We start from the raw sequence: 16,942 nt of genomic DNA on the forward strand, positions 1-16,942 counted from the left end.
GCCTTTTCTTCAGATACTTCAGCCCATTCGTTGCCTCCTGAACTGCTCCGAAGTGCTTCCGGCCGGAGCGACAGTGGCCGGGTGGGATTCGCACCCACTGAACTCATACGCCTTGTCAGGGCGTACATAACAACCCGGTCGAAAATCAGATCCGGCCGTGGGCTCTTGGGCGCTCGAACTGGTTATTCGCCGGCTCGCTGCGCAGTGGCAAACGGGCAGCGGCGATCATGAGTTTGATCCAGTCAGCGCGCATGAATGGGCATGATCCATATGCCTATCTCAAAGATGTGCTGACGCGCCTGCCGACGCATCGGGCAAGTGAGATTGATCAACTGCTGCCGCATCGGTGGGTGCCAGCCTAACTTACGCAAGGTGAGTTGGGCGGACGCTTACCGCTATACAAGCTGCGCAAGCAGACGGTCGAGCCGGTCTTCGGAATCATCAAGCGGGTGATGGGTTGGCGGCAGATGAGCATGCGCGGACTGGCCAAGGCCCAATGTGAATGGAGCTTGGTGACCATGGCCTAGAACATCAAGCGCCTGCATGTGCTGCGTGCAGCGTAAAGGTAGAAAAGTACGCCCCGAGGCCGTTCAAACAGCTGCTCAGGCGTGCTGATTCGTCCCCCGGGGCCGCGACCCAACTCAGATGCCTGAAAGGCACGGCGACGCGTCAAAAAGCACCTTGATCCCGCCGCGGGGGCAAGCCCGACAGGCTCCTAGGCCGGAGACAAAAGCCACGCTGTCTGTCCAGCTGAAGCATTCGGCCACCGCGCGCAGGAATGGCACGCAGGTAATCGACGCGCAGGTCTATGGTGGCATAGAGCGGAGCGCGGAGAAAATGGCCAGTCCGCACGTCGTGTCGAGCAGGGTCACCAGCGGCCCCGGTGCAACGCTCTATGGCCGTCGGCAAGAGTTTCGGAAACGGCATCGTCATCTCCGCCCTGGCGTCAGCCACCGCCACCACGTCGATACCGAAGGCGTTGAACAGCAGATGCTGGCAGCCGAAAAATGCTTTGGCCATGGCAGTTTGGCCCAGCTCCGGCTTCATATGCGATATGCCTACTCCTCTATGTGTACTGCAACTGCGTTCACTCAATATGTCAGAACAGCGTCGACATAGCGACGCTCCGCCACCCGTAAGGCTTGCAGGGCATCAGCGAGTTGCTTTGTAGGGAAGCATTCGCTCTCGGAGCCTGCTTTCAGCACCAGCGCCAGCGCTGTCCAGCATATGGCACAACCTGTCATTAGTTCCGGCAGCTGCAACTCGCTGATGCGTGGATCAGCCGATGCGGCTTCCTCCAGAAATTCTGCGTACATCTTGCGAAAGCCACCGCCGCCCGTGCCGCGCCGCTCGATAACTTGATAAGCAAAACGCGTCGTCCAGCGCCAATCGCCCTCGCTCTCCCAGCGGCCAAGATCGGCCAGCCAGGTATCGAGCGCGGCCAAGCCGGTATTGTGTCCGCCCTCCAGCAGCAAACGCGCGTTATGGCGTATAGCTGCCGCCACCCGCTCGACCGAAAGCCGGGCATCAATGGCGGGAGGCGCGAACAAGTTGCCAGCATGAAGAAAGGGAGGCAGTTCCGCGAAGCGTGCACGCGCTAGGGCGGCACGTGCCACCGGGATGGGCGCTGGGCGCTCAGTATCCGTCACCAGAATGCAACCATCCGTCGGTTGGCGCTGCCAGGCCACGATGGCATGGCCGGGAAAATGCGTGCGGCTGGCAAAGTACGGCAGGTGAAAAATATCGGTCAGCAGCAGGGCCGGGCACCCCTGGTCGAGCAGGCCATCTAGCGCCTGCGCGCCCTCCTCGACCGAGCCGTAACTTGTCCAGGCGAACGGTACGTCAAGCGCCTGAAATACCCGCTCCTCGTATCCCAGCGAGCGTACATGGACCAGAAAGGGTGTCGGCGTACCGGGCAGCGTCAGGTACGTGATGCCTAGCCCCGAGCCTAGCCCAAAACACATGGCCTCGGTCAGTGTCGTGCCATGGAACTCGAGCAAGTCCCGGATAGCCGAACTCCCGCAATGGCGGCCGGGCCGATGAGGAATGGCGAGGGCGGGGGCAATCTCTTCAGTGTGCGATGACATTATCGATTTACCTCTCTTGAAGACCGATGAATGAATTTTGGCACATAACATTCCGTCACAATCTGCGTTGCTTTGAAGGGCTGGCCCGGTCAATTACCCAGAACGTTTCAGGTACGGCCGGCGAGTTCAGCACTCGCGTCAGGCGGCCTGCGCCAGCACCCGGTCACCGAGCACAGTAGCCGAGGCCAGGTACCGGGTCGATCATTTTCACCAATCACAGGGATGCAACAGCGGTGGCCTGGCCGATTCCCCGAGGTGCGTCGGTGATGAATATAACCTTGCCCGACACGCTGCTTCTCAACGCCGAGGCAGGGCCGACCAAAAGCGAAGTCGGCAGCGAACGATTGACTCCGGCGTCAATGGCGAGTGCATCTGGGATCCAATGGAGTCGAGGTCACGGATTCAGGCATACATTATCCTCACCCAAAACCTCTTGGCAGCGGGCGCTCAAGAGTTGCATTGCGACGTCAAACACGGCGGGGTCTTCCAGATATGCTATGGTTGCGCGAGCAACTTCCTTCTGCCTATTGCCCCATTCGGCGCATTGCCAGGTCTCCAGATCCGGACCAAGGCCCGGGGTCACGTGGTGGAAATAGGTGCCCACCGGACTCATCAGGCCGTTTTCAGCCCGCAGACTCATCATCGCGATGCGTGCGCGTTCCTTCGGGGTTGCGCCCATCAGGGACGGACCGTCAAAAACGCTGTCGATATATTCCGTGATAGCGTTGCGCTGGGCGATGCAGGTGCCATCGTCAAGCTCCAGCAAGGGTACGGTGGCATCCGGATTCTTCGCCTTGAACGCGTCGGAACGGTGCTCGCTGCCCATCGACGGGGACGAATTCAACCTTATCCGTTGCGCCCTTCTCTGCCAAGGCGATGCGGACGCGAAACGGGTTCGTCTCGCGGGGCTGTAACAGCACCCGATAACGCTGCTACGAATCAACATCCCTTACCTGCTGCTGCACCGTATGCTCCATTAGGTATCCAGATCCTTCTGTACCCTCGCCCAGCAACGGCACATCATCAATACGAATGGTCAGGTGCGTGCTGGCCGCCGCCACCTTGCCCCGCTCCAGCAGATCAAGCCGGTTGGCCCAGTCCTGCATCATCCTTCGACGAGGCTCTACATATAGGGCGTGGTTGTAGGTCGCGCTGACTTTATTGGGATCAGCGTGCGAGAGTTGCGCATCCACCCAAATCTTGGGGTAGCCAATCTCGTTGAGCGCCGTGGAGAGCGTGCCACGAATGCCATGACCTGTGAGTAACCCCTCGTAGCCCATGCGCTTGAGCGCTGCATTCAGCGTGTTCTCGCTAATGCGCTTCTTTAGGTCGCCACGGTGGGCCAGCAGGTGGCGTTGGGCTGGTTTGACCAGCTCCAGCAGATAGCGAACGACCTCGATGGCCTGGACAGATAACGGCACGATGTAGGGCGGAATGTCCTGCGGTCGCTTTCCACGCTTGCGCATGCCGTCCTGCAGTTGCTTGACCACCTCGGGTGGAATGGTCCACAAGCCGCGTTCAAGATCGAACTGATCAGGGGTCGCCAAGCGCAGCTCGCCGGTGCGCACGCCGGTCAGCAGCAACAGACGAATCCCAAGTTGCGTGGTGATCGTGCCCCTATAACTGCGCAGCTTGCGCAGCAGCTCGGGCAACTGGTGCAAGCGCAGGAAGGGGTTATGAGCAACGGGGGGTTTGGGGGCTGCAACCACGTCCAGATCGGACGCAGGGTTAGCCTCCAACCCTCCGACTTTTACCATGGCAAAGCGGAACAACTGCCTGAGCCAGGAACGCACCTTCTCCGCAGTTGTGAATGCCCCGCGCTGCTCGATCCTGGCGAGTACGTCCAGCAGATTGGGGCGGCGGATATCGAAGATGGTTACGGTGCCAAGGGCAGGCAACACATCCTTGTCGAAAATGCGCTGGATCTGCGAGAGCGTGCTCTGCCGCCCTTCCTTGAGGTCCAGCCTGCGGTGTGCAAGCCACTGCAGATAAACTGCCTTGAAGCTGTTTTCCGTCGCCAAGCGGACAGCGTGGAGCTTTTGCTTGCGGTCGATCTTGGGGTTTATACCTTTCGCGGCCAAGGCACGGGCCTCATCACGCAACGCACGCGCTTCCCGAAGGCTGACGGCCGGATAGGTGCCCAGGGACATCCGCTTCTGCCTGGCGGCCCAGTAGTACCTGAAGTGCCACGACTTGCCGCCCTTGGCGGATACCGCCAGCGAGAGGCCATCGAAATCACGGAGGGTATAGTCTTTGCCGGTCGGGCGGGCCTGCCGGACGGCGACATCTGTAAGTGCCATGAGCGAACTCCTGAACAAGAGTCAGGACCCGATACTTGCCTCGCCGACCGCACTCCTCCAGCAACAATCCGGAAACCACAGCCCCCGTAAAGGTGGACTCAAAAATGGACTTAAACGCCCTGGCTGGGGGTAGATTCCGGTAGATGTTGCTGGAACGAAATAAGGGCCGTAAGGCCCTTTTTTCAATGACTTACAGACTTTGGTAGACGCCTGTAGATCATAATCTGGAGCGGGAAACGAGACTCGAACTCGCGACCCCGACCTTGGCAAGGTCGTGCTCTACCAACTGAGCTATTCCCGCGTCTTGGTGATGCGCATTCTATAGAATCCTCACCACCCGTCAACCCCTTGATTCAAAAAAGTTTTATTTCTTTTCCACGGTGGTGCGCAGATGGGGCCAGGCGGCGCGCAGGTATTGCAGCATGGACCACAAGGTCAGGCCGGCGGCGATCAGCAGCAAGGCGTAGCCCAGCAGCACCCAGAACGTGAAATTCGACGGGTTGGCCAGCAGGATGACCAGCGCCAGCATTTGCGCGGCGGTTTTCCATTTGCCCATGTTGGACACGGCCACATGGGCGCGTGCGCCGATTTCGGCCATCCATTCGCGCAAGGCCGAGACGACGATTTCACGACCGATGATCACGGCGGCAGGCAGGGTCAGCCACAGGTTGCCGTGCTCTTGTACGAGCAGCACCAGCGCCACGGCGACCATCAGCTTGTCGGCTACGGGGTCGAGGAACGCGCCAAACGGCGTGCTCTGCTCCAGGCGTCGTGCCAGGTAGCCGTCTAGCCAGTCAGTCGCGGCCGCGAAGGCAAAGACCGAACTGGAGGCCATGTAGCTCCATTCATAGGGCAGGTAAAACAGCAAAATGAAAATCGGAATGAGCAGGACGCGTAGAACGGTGATCAGATTAGGGATATTCATCGGCACAACTGGCTACGAGGTGAGAGGGCATTCTACTCGCTGTGTAGGTTTGCATAAATCAACTCAGCGAGCTTTTTACTGATACCAGGGGCTTTGGCTATTTCTTCAATGCTGGCACGGGACAATTCCTGCAATCCACCGAAATGTTTCAACAGTTCACGCCGCCGCTTTGGTCCTACACCCGCAACCCCTTCCAGGGTTGAGGTGCGCCGGGTCTTACCACGGCGGGCACGGTGGCCGGTAATGGCAAAGCGGTGGGCTTCATCGCGGATCTGCTGAATCAGGTGCAGCGCCGGTGAGTCGCCCTTCAAGGTGAACTCATGGGCCGCATCATTCAAGTACAACGTTTCAAAACCGGCCTTGCGCGTCGCACCCTTGGCCACGCCGAGCAGAATCAGGTCGGGCACCGCCAGTTCGTTGAGCACGTCACGGGCCATGGACAACTGGCCCTTGCCGCCGTCTACCAGCAGGATATCCGGCAGCTTGCCCTCGCCGTCCTTGAGTTTGCTGAAGCGCCGGGTCAGGGCCTGGTGCATGGCGGCATAGTCATCACCCGGGGTGACGCCTTCAATGTTGTAGCGTCGATAGTCGGACTTGATCGGCCCTTCCGGACCGAAGACCACGCAGGACGCCACGGTCGCCTCGCCGCTGGAGTGGCTGATGTCGTAGCACTCAAGGCGTTGCGGCGGTTCGTCGAGCTTGAGCACGTCGGCCAGCGCTTCAAAGCGCGCGGCCACATGCTGGCGATTGGCCAGGCGCGCGCTCAGGGCCTGTTCGGCGTTGGTCACCGCCAATTGCTGCCAGCGTGCACGGGTGCCGCGCACCCGGTGGCTGATGTCTAGCTCGCGGCCACGCAGGGCGTGGATCGCATCGATCAGCGCGGGGAAGTCTTCGTGAACCACGTTGACGATCAATTCACCCGGCAAGTCGCGCTCGGGGCTGCTGACGTAATACTGGCCGAGGAACGCAGCCATGACTTCGGCCACCTCCTCCTCGATCCCCGTCTGGGGAAAGAAGTTCTTGCTGCCCAGCACCCGACCGCCACGCACGCTGATCAGGTGCACACAGGCCCCGCCCGGGTTGACGAAGGCCGCAATCACGTCGACGTCACCGGTGCCGCCCTCCATGCTCTGCTGGTCCTGTACCCGGCGCAACAGCGACACCTGGTCACGCAGCTCGGCGGCCCGTTCGAAATCCAGGACGCTGGCCGCCTGCTCCATGGCCCCCGACAGTTCGTCGGCCAGGGCATTGCTGCGCCCTTCGAGGAACATCACCGAGTGACGCACGTCTTCGGCATATTCCTTAGGCTCGACCAGCCCGACACAAGGCGCCTTGCAGCGCTTGATCTGGTATTGCAGGCACGGGCGGGTACGGTTCTTGTAGAAGCTGTCTTCACATTGGCGCACGAAGAAGGTCTTTTGCAGCAGGCTCAGGCTCTCGCGGATCGCCCCGGCGCTGGGGTACGGGCCAAAATACTTGCCCTTGCGCTTCTTCGCCCCGCGATGGATGCTCAGGCGCGGAAAGTCACCGTCCGACAGAAACACGTACGGGTAGGACTTATCGTCACGCAACAGAATATTGTAGGGCGGCCGCCATTCCTTGATCAGCGTCTGCTCAAGCAGCAACGCCTCGGTTTCATTGGCGGTGATGGTGGTTTCGACCTGGGCGATACGCCCCACCAGCGCGGCGGTCTTCGGCGCCAGGCCGGTCTTGCGAAAGTAACTGGCCAGGCGCTTCTTGAGGTTCTTGGCCTTGCCGACGTACAGCAGACGCGCCTCGCTGTCGAACATGCGATACACGCCAGGCCGGCCACTGCAGGTCGCTAGAAATGCACTGGGATCAAACGCGGCGGTTATTTCAGTGGCTTGCATTTCAGGCGCTGGCGTCCACCATGCCGTGGCGAACCGCGAGCAAGGTCAGTTCAACATCACTGCTGATGGATAGCTTCTCGAAGATTCGATAACGGTAGGTGTTCACGGTTTTCGGCGACAGGCAGAGCTTGTCCGAAATCGACTGGACCTTCTGGCAACCGACAATCATCAGGGCGATCTGGATCTCGCGCTCGGACAAGGCATCAAACGGCGAATCGCTGACCGGCTGGAAAGACTTGATCGCCAATTGCTGGGCAATCTGCGGGCTGATGTAGCGCTGGCCGGCAAATACCAGGCGGATAGCCTGGACCATCTCCGCAAGCCCCGCGCCTTTAGTCAGGTAACCCGCTGCACCTGCCTGCAGAAGCCTGGTAGGAAAAGGGTCTTCCTCACAAACCGTAACCACGACAACCTTGATATCCGGATGACTGCGCAGCAACTTGCAGGTCGCGCCAAGACCGCCAATCCCCGGCATCTTGACGTCCATCAAGACCACATCGGGTTTCAATTCACGCGCTTTGATCAGGGATTCCTCCCCCGACTCGGCCTGACCGACTACTTGCAGGCCATCGATGTCAGCCAGCATTCGTGTAATGCCTGTACGAACGAGATCATGGTCATCGACTACTAGCACCCTAATCAAGCAGACACCTCGCGAAATGGTCTTATAGGTTGCCGGACACCTTAGCAAAAAACCACGGCACAGACCTAGCTGAACGCGTCATATATATAGAGTTTCAATCCACTACGAACGCCTGCCGAGCGGCAGGCGGGGTTGTTTCCTGGGCAAAAGGTCAGGATTCCTTGGGGATCGGCCGGGATTTTCCGTTTGCCACAGAGCAATGCTCTGCCAAGGTGCTGGTCAGCCTGCGGATTGCATCCTGATCCTCTTTAAACATCGCGCGGTAGTTGCCCAGGACTTTTTCTTCGATCTGGCTCAGGTTGTCCAACTGGATGGGAGTTGGGCTACCTGTCAAAACAAACAGAATATCGACACCTTTTTCTGCAACGCGGGATAAGTAATCGGCCTTGGGTGCGCGGCCACCACTTTCATATTTACCTTGCGCGTTAGCCTCCACGCCTCCTATTTCACCAAAAACCTTTTGCGACAAGCCAAGTCGCTCTCTTTCTTGCCGTAAGCGCGAACCTATTCCACTCATTTGGATGTAATATCCTTTCTGGCACACCCCAAGAGGTGACGATGTCATCTCGTTTTACACAAACTTGAACGGTTTTGAACTATGCCCGGAATCCGTACCGCTGCACAAGCCAAAGCCTGGCTGGAACATCAAGGCAAATCGGTCCAGGCATTCGCCAGGGAACATGGCGTGGATCCGGCGACCACCTATCAAGTGCTCGCTGGGCGTAAAAAGGGGCGGCGGGGAGAAGCCCATAAGGTCGCGGTCCTTTTGGGCATGAAAGAGGGGATCATCCTTAACGAGGCAAAAAGCCCAGGCAATGATCAGGAGATTGGCTCCTAAAGAGCAGTATGCACCGATTCAAGTCGAGCGCGAGGTTTACCGGGACGACTGCGCTGATAGACAAACGGACTCCATGCGCCAGAAACACCCCTCCTCACCGACAATACTCAGGCCCTGTCGCTGATACAGCCTTCTAGCCGGATTGGTCTTGAATACCGTCAAGCGCAGATAACCCCGCTTTTCGACATGCGCCTTGCAGATCATCTGCTCCAGCACCCAACTGCCTGCGCCCTGGCGGCGAAAAGCCTCGAGAATGTGCAGTTCGCGAATGTATAGCGCATTGTCATCGCGGCTGAGGCTGACGAACCCTACCAGCCTGTCGTCCTGGCAAATCAACCAGTTTTCCCGCCCGGCCCAGGCGGTGTCGAAGCCTTTGTCGGACCATGTCAGATCATACTGCCGATAGTAATGGCCCATCGCCTGGTGTGTCAGGCTGCGCGCAAAGGCCAGGTGTTGATCCGATGCTGCCTTGAGGGTGAATGCCATAGCAGTGGGCTCCATTGCGTCACAGGTCGCGTCCAGGCAATCATTGTGAGTATCCATCCAGCATATCGGGACATCCGCCATAGTGGTAAGCCCCTCCTCGCGATAGAAATTACTGATTGAATCCAGCGGCATGCGTCAGTTAAGCTCCACCCCATCATTTGGAGAAACACCATGTTGCAACTCACCCTCACCCAGGCTTGCCCTACTGCCAACGCACAGCGTTCGGTCGTGGCTACCCGCGTGAACGGTTTGAGCGCACTGGCCAGCTTTTATTTTGGGTATTGGTTTAGCCACTGGCGCGCCTGATACCTGAAATCGGCGCCCACTACTCAAGGGGTCGCCTGCCAGAGAAATCTAACCCCCGGTCGGCTCCCCGACCGGGGGTTTTGTTTTTTCAGCCCTGAACATTTTTTGCTACACACCGAACTTAAAGGAAACCACACCATGAACTTCAGCACTTATTACCGTTACGACACCTGCACCGCCTGGCGATTTAGCAAGCTCCGTTCGGGACAGCCTGCCGCCTCCGATCGGTCACCTCTTGGTGGCAAGCCAACACACGCAGCCAATACGGCCAATTGTCGAACACCCCAGTAGGGCAGAGCGCGCGGGAACAGCCCGCCGCTTGCCCAGGAAGCAGAACATATGAACTCCTCCATCGCCGCCCTGCCCGTCACCACCCTGTCCAGCGCCAATGAAGCGCTGACCCAGCGTTTGCCCAGCGCCCTTGAGCTCAAGCACCAATTGCCCCTGAGCCCGTTCCTGACCGAGCAAGTCAACGCTCATCGCCAGGCGATCCGCGCGATTCTCACGGGTGAAGACTCGCGCCTGCTGGTCATCGTCGGCCCCTGCTCGATCCATGACCCCGAATCCGCCATGGAATACGCGCGCAATCTGAAGAAACTGGCCAATGACGTCAGTGACCAAATGCTCCTGGTAATCCGCGCCTACGTCGAAAAACCGCGCACCACCATCGGCTGGAAAGGCCTGGCCTACGACCCGCACCTCGATGGCAGCGATGACATGGCCGCCGGCCTCACGCTGTCACGGGAATTGATGCGCGAAATGCTGCGCCTGGGCTTGCCGGTCGCCACCGAGTTGCTGCAACCAATGGCCGCCGGCTACTTCGACGATGTGCTCAGTTGGGTCGCCATCGGCGCCCGCACCACCGAATCGCAGATCCACCGGGAAATGGCCAGCGGCCTGGGCATGCCTGTCGGCTTCAAGAACGGCACCGACGGCGGCGTGGCCATCGCCTGCGACGCCATGCGTTCGGCAGCCCATCCGCACCGCCACTTTGGCGTCGACAGCCAGGGCCATCCGGCGATCATCCAGACTCCGGGCAACGCCGACACCCACCTGGTGTTGCGCGGCGGCCATCGCGGCCCGAACTACGACCGCCAGAGCGTGGCCCAGGTCAAGACCGACCTGGCCAAAAGCAAAGTGGCCACGCGGATCATGGTCGATTGCAGCCACGCCAACAGCGGCAAGGACCCGATGCGCCAGCCAGCGGTGTTCAATGACGTGCTGGAGCAGCGCTTGCAGGGCGACACCTCGCTGATCGGCATGATGCTGGAGAGTCATTTGTTCGAAGGCTGCCAGCCGCTCAGCCCGTCGATGCGCTACGGCGTCTCGGTGACCGACGGCTGCCTGGGTTGGGATGGGACTGAGCAGTTGCTGCGTGAAGCGGCCGCACGTCTGCGCGATCAAGCCTGATGTAAATCAGTGGAACTTTGCCGGGAAATAACCGCCTGAATCCGGTACGCTCACCTTTTTTATTCAAGGAGTTACCCATCATGGCTAAAGCTACCGCCCGTCACATCCTGGTTGCCACCGAAGACAAGTGCAACGAACTCAAAGCCCAGATCGAAGGCGGCGCTGATTTCGCAGAAATCGCCAAAGCCAACTCCAGCTGCCCATCGAGCCGTGATGGCGGCAACCTGGGTTCGTTCGGCCCTGGCCAGATGGTCAAGGAATTCGACACTGTCGTGTTCAGCGCCCCGGTCAACACCGTGCAGGGCCCGGTGAAAACCCAGTTCGGTTATCACCTGCTGGAAGTGACCAGCCGCCAGGACTGATCCACATCTTTGCAAAACACAACGGCCCGCCTTTTGGTGGGCCGTTGTGTTTGTGTGCCAGTGGGGTGACTGGCGACCCGCGTGCGGTTAGGGTACAAGTCCCCTTCCTTCTTCACCCGGCGCTCAAGGCTGATAATGCGACTGGACTTACTCACGTTAGTTGGCTCTACCCTGGCCCTGCTGTTGGCGAGTTCCATCTCGTTTGCTGCCCCGCAACAGGCATTGACCGTCTACGGCGAACCTGCCAAGTACCCCGCCGATTTCAAGCATTTCGACTATGTGAACCCCGATGCCCCCAAGGGCGGCAGCCTCAAGCGCTCGGCCCTCGAAGTCGGCCGCTTCGACCATGTACTGCCGTATATCGACAAAGGCATCGGCGTCAGCCAGCTGGACGGCTGGGTGTACTCGCCCCTGGCCTACCGCTCGCTGGATGAGCCCTATACCGTCTACGGCCTGGTCGCGCAAAAGATGGAGCGCGCCGAGGACGGCCTGTACCTGCGTTTTTTCCTCAACCCCAAGGCACGATTTGCCGACGGCAAGCCGATCACCGCAGAAGACGTACGCTATAGCTTCAACCTGCTGATGACCCAGGGCAGCCTGCGCTTTCGCACGCTGTTTGCCGACGTCAAGCACGTCGAGGTCGAAGGCCCCCTGCAAGTGCGCTTTGACTTCTCCAGCAACGAGAACCGCACCCTGCCCCTGGATATCGCGACCCTGCCGGTGTTCCCCGAACATTGGTGGAAAAGCCGCGACTTCGCCAACGGCGGCGGCTATGAGGTGCCCCTGGGCAGCGGTCCGTACAAAGTCAGCAAGATCAATTCCGGCAGCACTATCACCTTCCAGCGCGACCCCGACTGGTGGGGCAAGGACTTGCCCGTCAGCCGCGGCCTGTACAACTTCGACCGCTTGAGCCTGGAGTACTTCGGCGATACCGAAGTCGCGCGCCAGGTCCTGCGCGGCGGCGCCTATGACTTCAACCGCGAGTTCTCCGCCACCGGCTATTCCATCGGCTACAACGGCCCGGCCCTGGACGATGGCCGCCTGCAACGCGCGCACCTGGCCAAGCAAGCCCCGCAAGCGGCCCAGGGCTACGTGTTCAATATGCAAAAGCCGATATTCCAGGACCGCCGCGTGCGCCAGGCCCTGGCCATGCTCTGGGATTTCGAGTGGGCCAACCGGCAGATGATGCGCAACCTGTATATCCGCCAGCAAAGCTACTTTTCCAACAGCCCGCTGGCCGCCACCCAACTGCCCGACGCCCAGGAACTGGCGATTCTCGAACCCTTGCGCGGGCAGATCCCCGACGAAGTCTTCACCCAAGTGTTCAAGGCGCCGACCACCGACGGCAGCGGCATGATCCGCGACAAGCAACTGCAAGCCCTGGCCTTGCTGGAAGACGCCGGCTGGACGCCCAAGGGCGACAAGCTGGTGAACGCTGCCGGCGAACCCCTGGAGTTCACCTTCCTCAATGTGCAAAACGGCCTCGAACGCCTGCTGCTCCCCTATAAACGCAACCTGGCGCAGATCGGCATTACCCTCAACATCCGGCGCATCGACTCATCCCAGTACGTCAACCGCCTGATGACCCGCGACTACGACATGATCGTCACCGGCTTCCCGGTCACCACTTCGCCAGGCATGGAGCTGTACAACTACTTCGGTTCCTCGTCGGCCTTCGACCCGGGCAGCAACAACTACATCGTCCTGCAAAACCCGGCGGTCGACACCCTGGTCACCGGCCTGGTGCGTGCTACCACCCAGGCGCAGATGCTCAGCTACGCCCATGCCCTGGACCGGGTGCTGCAATGGAATTACTACTGGATCCCCAATTACTACCCGCCCGGCACCTCGGCCGCGTGGTGGAACCGCTTCGGTCGCCCGGCCATCGAGGCCAGCAACGACGAGGCGCTGGAATCGTGGTGGGAGGTCAGCCCGACACCCCTGACCAATGAGCAGATGAAAGCCGAACTGAACAAGCCGCGAGGTGCCCGCTGATGTTTGCCTATATCGTGCGGCGCCTGCTGCTGATCATCCCGACCCTGGTGATCATCCTGCTGGTGAACTTTGTGATCGTCCAGGCCGCGCCCGGCGGGCCGGTGGAGCAAGCCATCGCCCACTTGCAGGGGATTGGCGGCGGGGGCGTCGGCGGCTCGGCCGGCGACGGCGTCAGCAGTGGGTCACGCGCCAGTCGCGGCCTGGACCCCAAGCTGATCAAGGACATCGAAAAACAATACGGCTTCGACAAATCCGCGCCCGAACGCCTGTGGCTGATGCTCAAGAACTACGCCCAGCTGGATTTTGGCAACAGCTTCTTTCGCGGCGCCACGGTGATCGACCTGATCCTGGAAAAGATGCCGGTGACCCTTTCCCTCGGCCTCTGGGCCACGCTGATCACCTACCTGGTGTCGATCCCCCTGGGGATCCGCAAGGCGGTGCGCCACGGCAGCAGTTTCGATGTGTGGAGCAGCACCGCCATCGTCATTGGCTACGCGATGCCGGCCTTCCTGTTCGCGATGTTCTTGATCGTGGTCTTTGCCGGCGGCACCACCCTGAACTGGTTCCCGGTGCGGGGCCTGGTGTCGGAGAATTTCGAGCAACTGAGCACCCTGGGCAAGATCGCCGATTACTTCTGGCACCTGGTGCTGCCGGTCAGCGCTCTGGTGATCGGTGGTTTCGCCACCTTGACCATCCTCACCAAAAACTCGTTCCTCAATGAAATCACCCGTCAGTACGTGGTCACCGCACGCGCCAAGGGCCTGAGCGAACGGCGCGTGCTCTACGGCCATGTGTTTCGCAACGCCATGCTGCTGGTGATCTCCGGGATCCCCCAGGCGTTTATCAGTGTGTTCTTCGCCGGTTCGCTGCTGATCGAGGTGATCTTCTCCCTCGACGGCCTGGGCCGCATGAGCTACGAAGCGGCGGTGTCGCGGGACTATCCGGTGGTGTTTGGCTCACTGTTTATCTTCACCCTGTTTGGCCTCTTGATAAAACTGATCGGCGACCTCTGCTACACCCTGGTGGACCCGCGTATCGACTTTGCCGCGAGGAACGCCTGATGCTCAATCTGTCTCCCGTAGCCCGTCGGCGCTTCGAACGCTTCAAGCAAAACCGCCGGGGTTGGTGGTCGCTGTGGCTGTTTATCGGCCTGTTTATCCTGACCCTGGGCGGCGAGTTGATCGCCAATGACAAACCGCTGGTGCTCAGCTACCAGGACGAACTGTACTTCCCGGTGTTCAAGCGCTACACCGAGCAGCAGTTCGGCGGGCAACTGCCATTCCAGGCCGACTACCGCAGTGACTACGTGCAGCAACTGATCGAGCAAGACGGCGGCTGGATGCTGTTCCCGCCGATCCCCTTCAGCGATGACACGCCCAACTACGAACTGACCCGCCCTGCCCCCAGCCCGCCGTCCACGGTGAACTGGCTGGGCACCGACGACCAGTCCCGCGATGTGCTGGCGCGGGTGATCTTCGGCGCGCGGGTATCGATCCTGTTCGCCCTCGGCCTGACCGCGATCAGCGCCGTCATCGGCATTGCCGCCGGTGCCTTGCAGGGCTATTACGGCGGCTGGGTCGACCTGCTTGGCCAGCGCATCCTCGAAGTGTGGTCGGGGCTGCCGGTGCTGTACCTGCTGATCATCCTCTCGGGGTTTGTCGAGCCCAACTTCTGGTGGCTGCTGGGGATCATGGCGCTGTTTTCCTGGCTGGCCCTGGTGGATGTGGTGCGCGCCGAATTCCTGCGCGGGCGCAACCTGGAATATGTGAAAGCCGCGCGAGCCCTGGGCCTGAGTGACGGCAAGATCATCCGCCGGCACATCCTGCCGAACGCGATGACCGCCACCCTGAGCTACCTGCCTTTCATCCTGACCGGGGCGATTTCCACCCTCAGCGCCCTGGATTTCCTCGGCTTCGGCATGCCGGCGGGCAGCGCGTCCCTGGGTGAGTTGATCGCCCAGGGCAAGCAAAACCTGCAGGCGCCGTGGCTCGGGCTCACGGCCTTTTTCACCCTGGCGCTGATTCTGTCGCTGCTGGTATTTATCGGCGAGGCGCTGCGTGACGCCTTCGACCCACGATCATGAAGGGCGATGCATCCATGACTGACAACCTGATCGAGATCCGCGACCTGTGCGTCGCCTTCAACGGCCAGACCGTGGTGCGCAACCTGAGCCTGGATATCCGCCCCGGCGAGTGCCTGGCGCTGGTGGGCGAGTCGGGCTCGGGCAAATCGGTGACGGCCCATTCGATCCTGCAACTGCTGCCCCAGGCCGGCACCGCTACCACAGGGTCGGTGCGCTATCGCGGCCAGGAACTGCTCGGCGCCACCGCCAGCACCCTGCAAAAACTGCGGGGCAACCGTATCGCGATGATCTTCCAGGAGCCGATGACCTCCCTCAACCCCTTGCACAGCATCGAAAAGCAGATCGGCGAAACCCTGCTGCTGCACAAGGGCCTCGGCGGCAAGGCGGCCCAGGCGCGTATCCTCGAGCTGCTGGACCTGGTGGGCATCCGCAATCCCCAGGAACGCCTCAAGTCTTACCCCCATCAGTTGTCGGGCGGCCAGCGCCAGCGGGTGATGATTGCCATGGCCCTGGCCTGCGAGCCGGAACTGCTGATCGCCGACGAGCCGACTACCGCCCTGGATGTGACGGTGCAGCGCAAGATCCTGCTGCTGCTCAAATCCTTGCAGCAACGCCTGGGCATGTCCTTGCTGCTGATCAGCCATGACCTCAACCTGGTGCGCAGCATTGCCCAGCGCGTGTGCGTGATGCAGGCCGGGGAAATCGTCGAGCAGGCCGACTGCCAAACCCTGTTCAACGTCCCACGACACCCCTACAGCCGCCTGCTGCTGGATGCCGAACCGGTCGGCACGGCACTGTGCCAGGATGCACGCGAGACGGTGTTGCAGGTCGACGGACTGAGTGTGCGTTTCCCCATCGCTGGCGGGCTGTTCCGGCGCAAGCAGTACCTGCAAGCGGTGGACGGCATCAGCCTGGAACTGCAACGGGGCAAGACCCTGGGGATCGTCGGCGAGTCCGGCTCCGGCAAGTCCACCCTCGGCCAGGCGATCCTGCGCTTGCTCGACTCCAGCGGCAGCATCCGCTTCCAGGGCGAGGCCCTCGATAGCCTCAGCCAGAAACAGATGCGCCCGTGGCGCAAGCAGATGCAGGTGGTGTTCCAGGATCCCTATGGCAGCCTCAGCCCGCGCATGTCGGTGCAACAGATCATCAGCGAAGGCCTGGAAGTGCACGCGCCCTGCAGCCTGCAGGAGCGTGACTCGCAGGTGATCAAGGTGCTGCAAGATGTGGGCCTCGACCCGGCCAGCCGCCATCGCTACCCCCACGAATTCTCCGGTGGCCAGCGCCAACGCATCGCCATCGCCCGCGCCCTGGTGCTGCGCCCGGCCTTGATGCTGCTGGACGAGCCCACCTCGGCCCTGGATCGCACCGTGCAAAAACAAGTGGTGGCGCTGCTGCGTGAATTGCAGGAAAAGTACGGCCTGACCTACCTGTTTATCAGCCATGACCTGGCCGTGGTGCGGGCCATGGCCCACGACATGATCGTGATCAAGGACGGCAAGGTGGTCGAGCGCGGGCCGAGCCAGGCGGTGTTCGACTCACCACAGCACCCCTACACCCAGGAACTGCTGGCCGCAACGCAACTCCCTCTGTAGGAGCCGGCTTGCCGGCGATGGCGCCAGTAAAATCGCCATCGCCG

Annotated in this window: 16 protein-coding genes, 1 tRNA gene and 3 pseudogenes; 10 read left to right on the top strand and 10 right to left on the bottom strand. The window is 60.7% G+C overall.

Annotated features, from left to right (window positions below):
* Positions 1-122: 122 nt before the first annotated feature.
* A pseudogene (locus AC19YY_RS29105) lies at positions 123-362 on the top strand (transposase domain-containing protein); the annotation flags it as partial.
* 33 nt (positions 363-395) lie between these two features.
* Positions 396-527: pseudogene (locus AC19YY_RS29110) on the top strand (transposase); the annotation flags it as partial.
* 142 nt (positions 528-669) lie between these two features.
* On the opposite strand, the gene AC19YY_RS29115 reads toward AC19YY_RS29110, so the two are convergent.
* The 9 genes and pseudogenes from AC19YY_RS29115 to AC19YY_RS29155 form a co-directional block, all read right to left on the bottom strand.
* A complete protein-coding gene (locus tag AC19YY_RS29115; RefSeq protein WP_052185370.1) occupies positions 670-1,047 on the bottom strand; it encodes a hotdog family protein in 378 nt (125 codons plus the stop codon).
* Positions 1,048-1,091: 44 nt separating this feature from the next.
* On the bottom strand, positions 1,092-2,087 hold the full coding sequence (locus AC19YY_RS29120) for a BtrH N-terminal domain-containing protein (RefSeq protein ID WP_040640991.1): 996 nt from the start codon (positions 2,085-2,087) through the stop codon (positions 1,092-1,094).
* A gap of 394 nt (positions 2,088-2,481) precedes the next feature.
* Entirely contained in the window at positions 2,482-2,931 is a 450-nt protein-coding gene (locus tag AC19YY_RS29125) for a glutathione S-transferase family protein (protein WP_201765109.1), read from the bottom strand.
* Positions 2,932-3,100: 169 nt separating this feature from the next.
* Positions 3,101-4,387: pseudogene (locus tag AC19YY_RS29130) on the bottom strand (tyrosine-type recombinase/integrase); the annotation flags it as partial.
* Positions 4,388-4,612: 225 nt separating this feature from the next.
* Positions 4,613-4,688 (bottom strand) — tRNA-Gly (locus AC19YY_RS29135).
* Between the two features lie 63 nt (positions 4,689-4,751).
* Positions 4,752-5,312 carry a CDP-diacylglycerol--glycerol-3-phosphate 3-phosphatidyltransferase gene (pgsA, locus tag AC19YY_RS29140; protein ID WP_029293776.1) on the bottom strand — a complete coding sequence of 187 codons (561 nt, stop codon included), beginning with the start codon at positions 5,310-5,312 and terminating at the stop codon, positions 4,752-4,754.
* 32 nt (positions 5,313-5,344) lie between these two features.
* Positions 5,345-7,168, bottom strand: a complete 1,824-nt coding sequence (gene uvrC, locus AC19YY_RS29145; RefSeq protein ID WP_169956616.1) for an excinuclease ABC subunit UvrC — start codon at positions 7,166-7,168, stop codon at positions 5,345-5,347.
* A gap of 16 nt (positions 7,169-7,184) precedes the next feature.
* Positions 7,185-7,826, bottom strand: a complete 642-nt coding sequence (gene gacA / locus AC19YY_RS29150) for a response regulator transcription factor GacA (protein ID WP_029293774.1) — start codon at positions 7,824-7,826, stop codon at positions 7,185-7,187.
* A gap of 151 nt (positions 7,827-7,977) precedes the next feature.
* Positions 7,978-8,343 (bottom strand): helix-turn-helix domain-containing protein, encoded by a 366-nt coding sequence (locus tag AC19YY_RS29155; protein WP_169956521.1) that lies wholly within the window; start codon positions 8,341-8,343, stop codon positions 7,978-7,980.
* Positions 8,344-8,424: 81 nt separating this feature from the next.
* On the opposite strand from AC19YY_RS29155, the gene AC19YY_RS29160 reads away from it, so the two are divergent.
* Positions 8,425-8,664 (top strand): DNA-binding protein, encoded by a 240-nt coding sequence (locus tag AC19YY_RS29160; protein WP_169956523.1) that lies wholly within the window; start codon positions 8,425-8,427, stop codon positions 8,662-8,664.
* 36 nt (positions 8,665-8,700) lie between these two features.
* On the opposite strand, the gene AC19YY_RS29165 is transcribed toward AC19YY_RS29160, so the two are convergent.
* On the bottom strand, positions 8,701-9,150 hold the full coding sequence (locus tag AC19YY_RS29165; protein WP_169956618.1) for a GNAT family N-acetyltransferase: 450 nt from the start codon (positions 9,148-9,150) through the stop codon (positions 8,701-8,703).
* Between the two features lie 171 nt (positions 9,151-9,321).
* Between AC19YY_RS29165 and AC19YY_RS29170 the strand changes: the two genes are divergently transcribed.
* From AC19YY_RS29170 to AC19YY_RS29200, 7 genes are all read left to right on the top strand, one after another.
* Positions 9,322-9,456: a hypothetical protein gene (locus AC19YY_RS29170; protein WP_262376865.1), complete on the top strand. Its 135-nt coding sequence runs from the start codon at positions 9,322-9,324 to the stop codon at positions 9,454-9,456.
* 339 nt (positions 9,457-9,795) lie between these two features.
* Positions 9,796-10,866 carry a 3-deoxy-7-phosphoheptulonate synthase gene (locus tag AC19YY_RS29175; protein ID WP_169956525.1) on the top strand — a complete coding sequence of 357 codons (1,071 nt, stop codon included), beginning with the start codon at positions 9,796-9,798 and terminating at the stop codon, positions 10,864-10,866.
* A gap of 80 nt (positions 10,867-10,946) precedes the next feature.
* Entirely contained in the window at positions 10,947-11,228 is a 282-nt protein-coding gene (locus tag AC19YY_RS29180) for a peptidylprolyl isomerase (RefSeq protein WP_032861429.1), read from the top strand.
* A gap of 135 nt (positions 11,229-11,363) precedes the next feature.
* Complete coding sequence (locus tag AC19YY_RS29185; RefSeq protein WP_169956527.1) at positions 11,364-13,223, top strand: extracellular solute-binding protein; 1,860 nt, start codon at positions 11,364-11,366, stop codon at positions 13,221-13,223.
* Positions 13,223-14,284 (top strand): microcin C ABC transporter permease YejB, encoded by a 1,062-nt coding sequence (locus tag AC19YY_RS29190; protein WP_500605200.1) that lies wholly within the window; start codon positions 13,223-13,225, stop codon positions 14,282-14,284. Before AC19YY_RS29185 ends, AC19YY_RS29190 begins: the two co-directional genes overlap by 1 nt.
* Positions 14,284-15,306: an ABC transporter permease gene (locus AC19YY_RS29195; RefSeq protein WP_500605201.1), complete on the top strand. Its 1,023-nt coding sequence runs from the start codon at positions 14,284-14,286 to the stop codon at positions 15,304-15,306. Before AC19YY_RS29190 ends, AC19YY_RS29195 begins: the two co-directional genes overlap by 1 nt.
* A 14-nt stretch (positions 15,307-15,320) precedes the next feature.
* Positions 15,321-16,898: an ABC transporter ATP-binding protein gene (locus AC19YY_RS29200; protein ID WP_500605202.1), complete on the top strand. Its 1,578-nt coding sequence runs from the start codon at positions 15,321-15,323 to the stop codon at positions 16,896-16,898.
* Positions 16,899-16,942: the final 44 nt, after the last annotated feature.

This window comes from Pseudomonas sp. MF09156 (assembly GCF_059862305.1).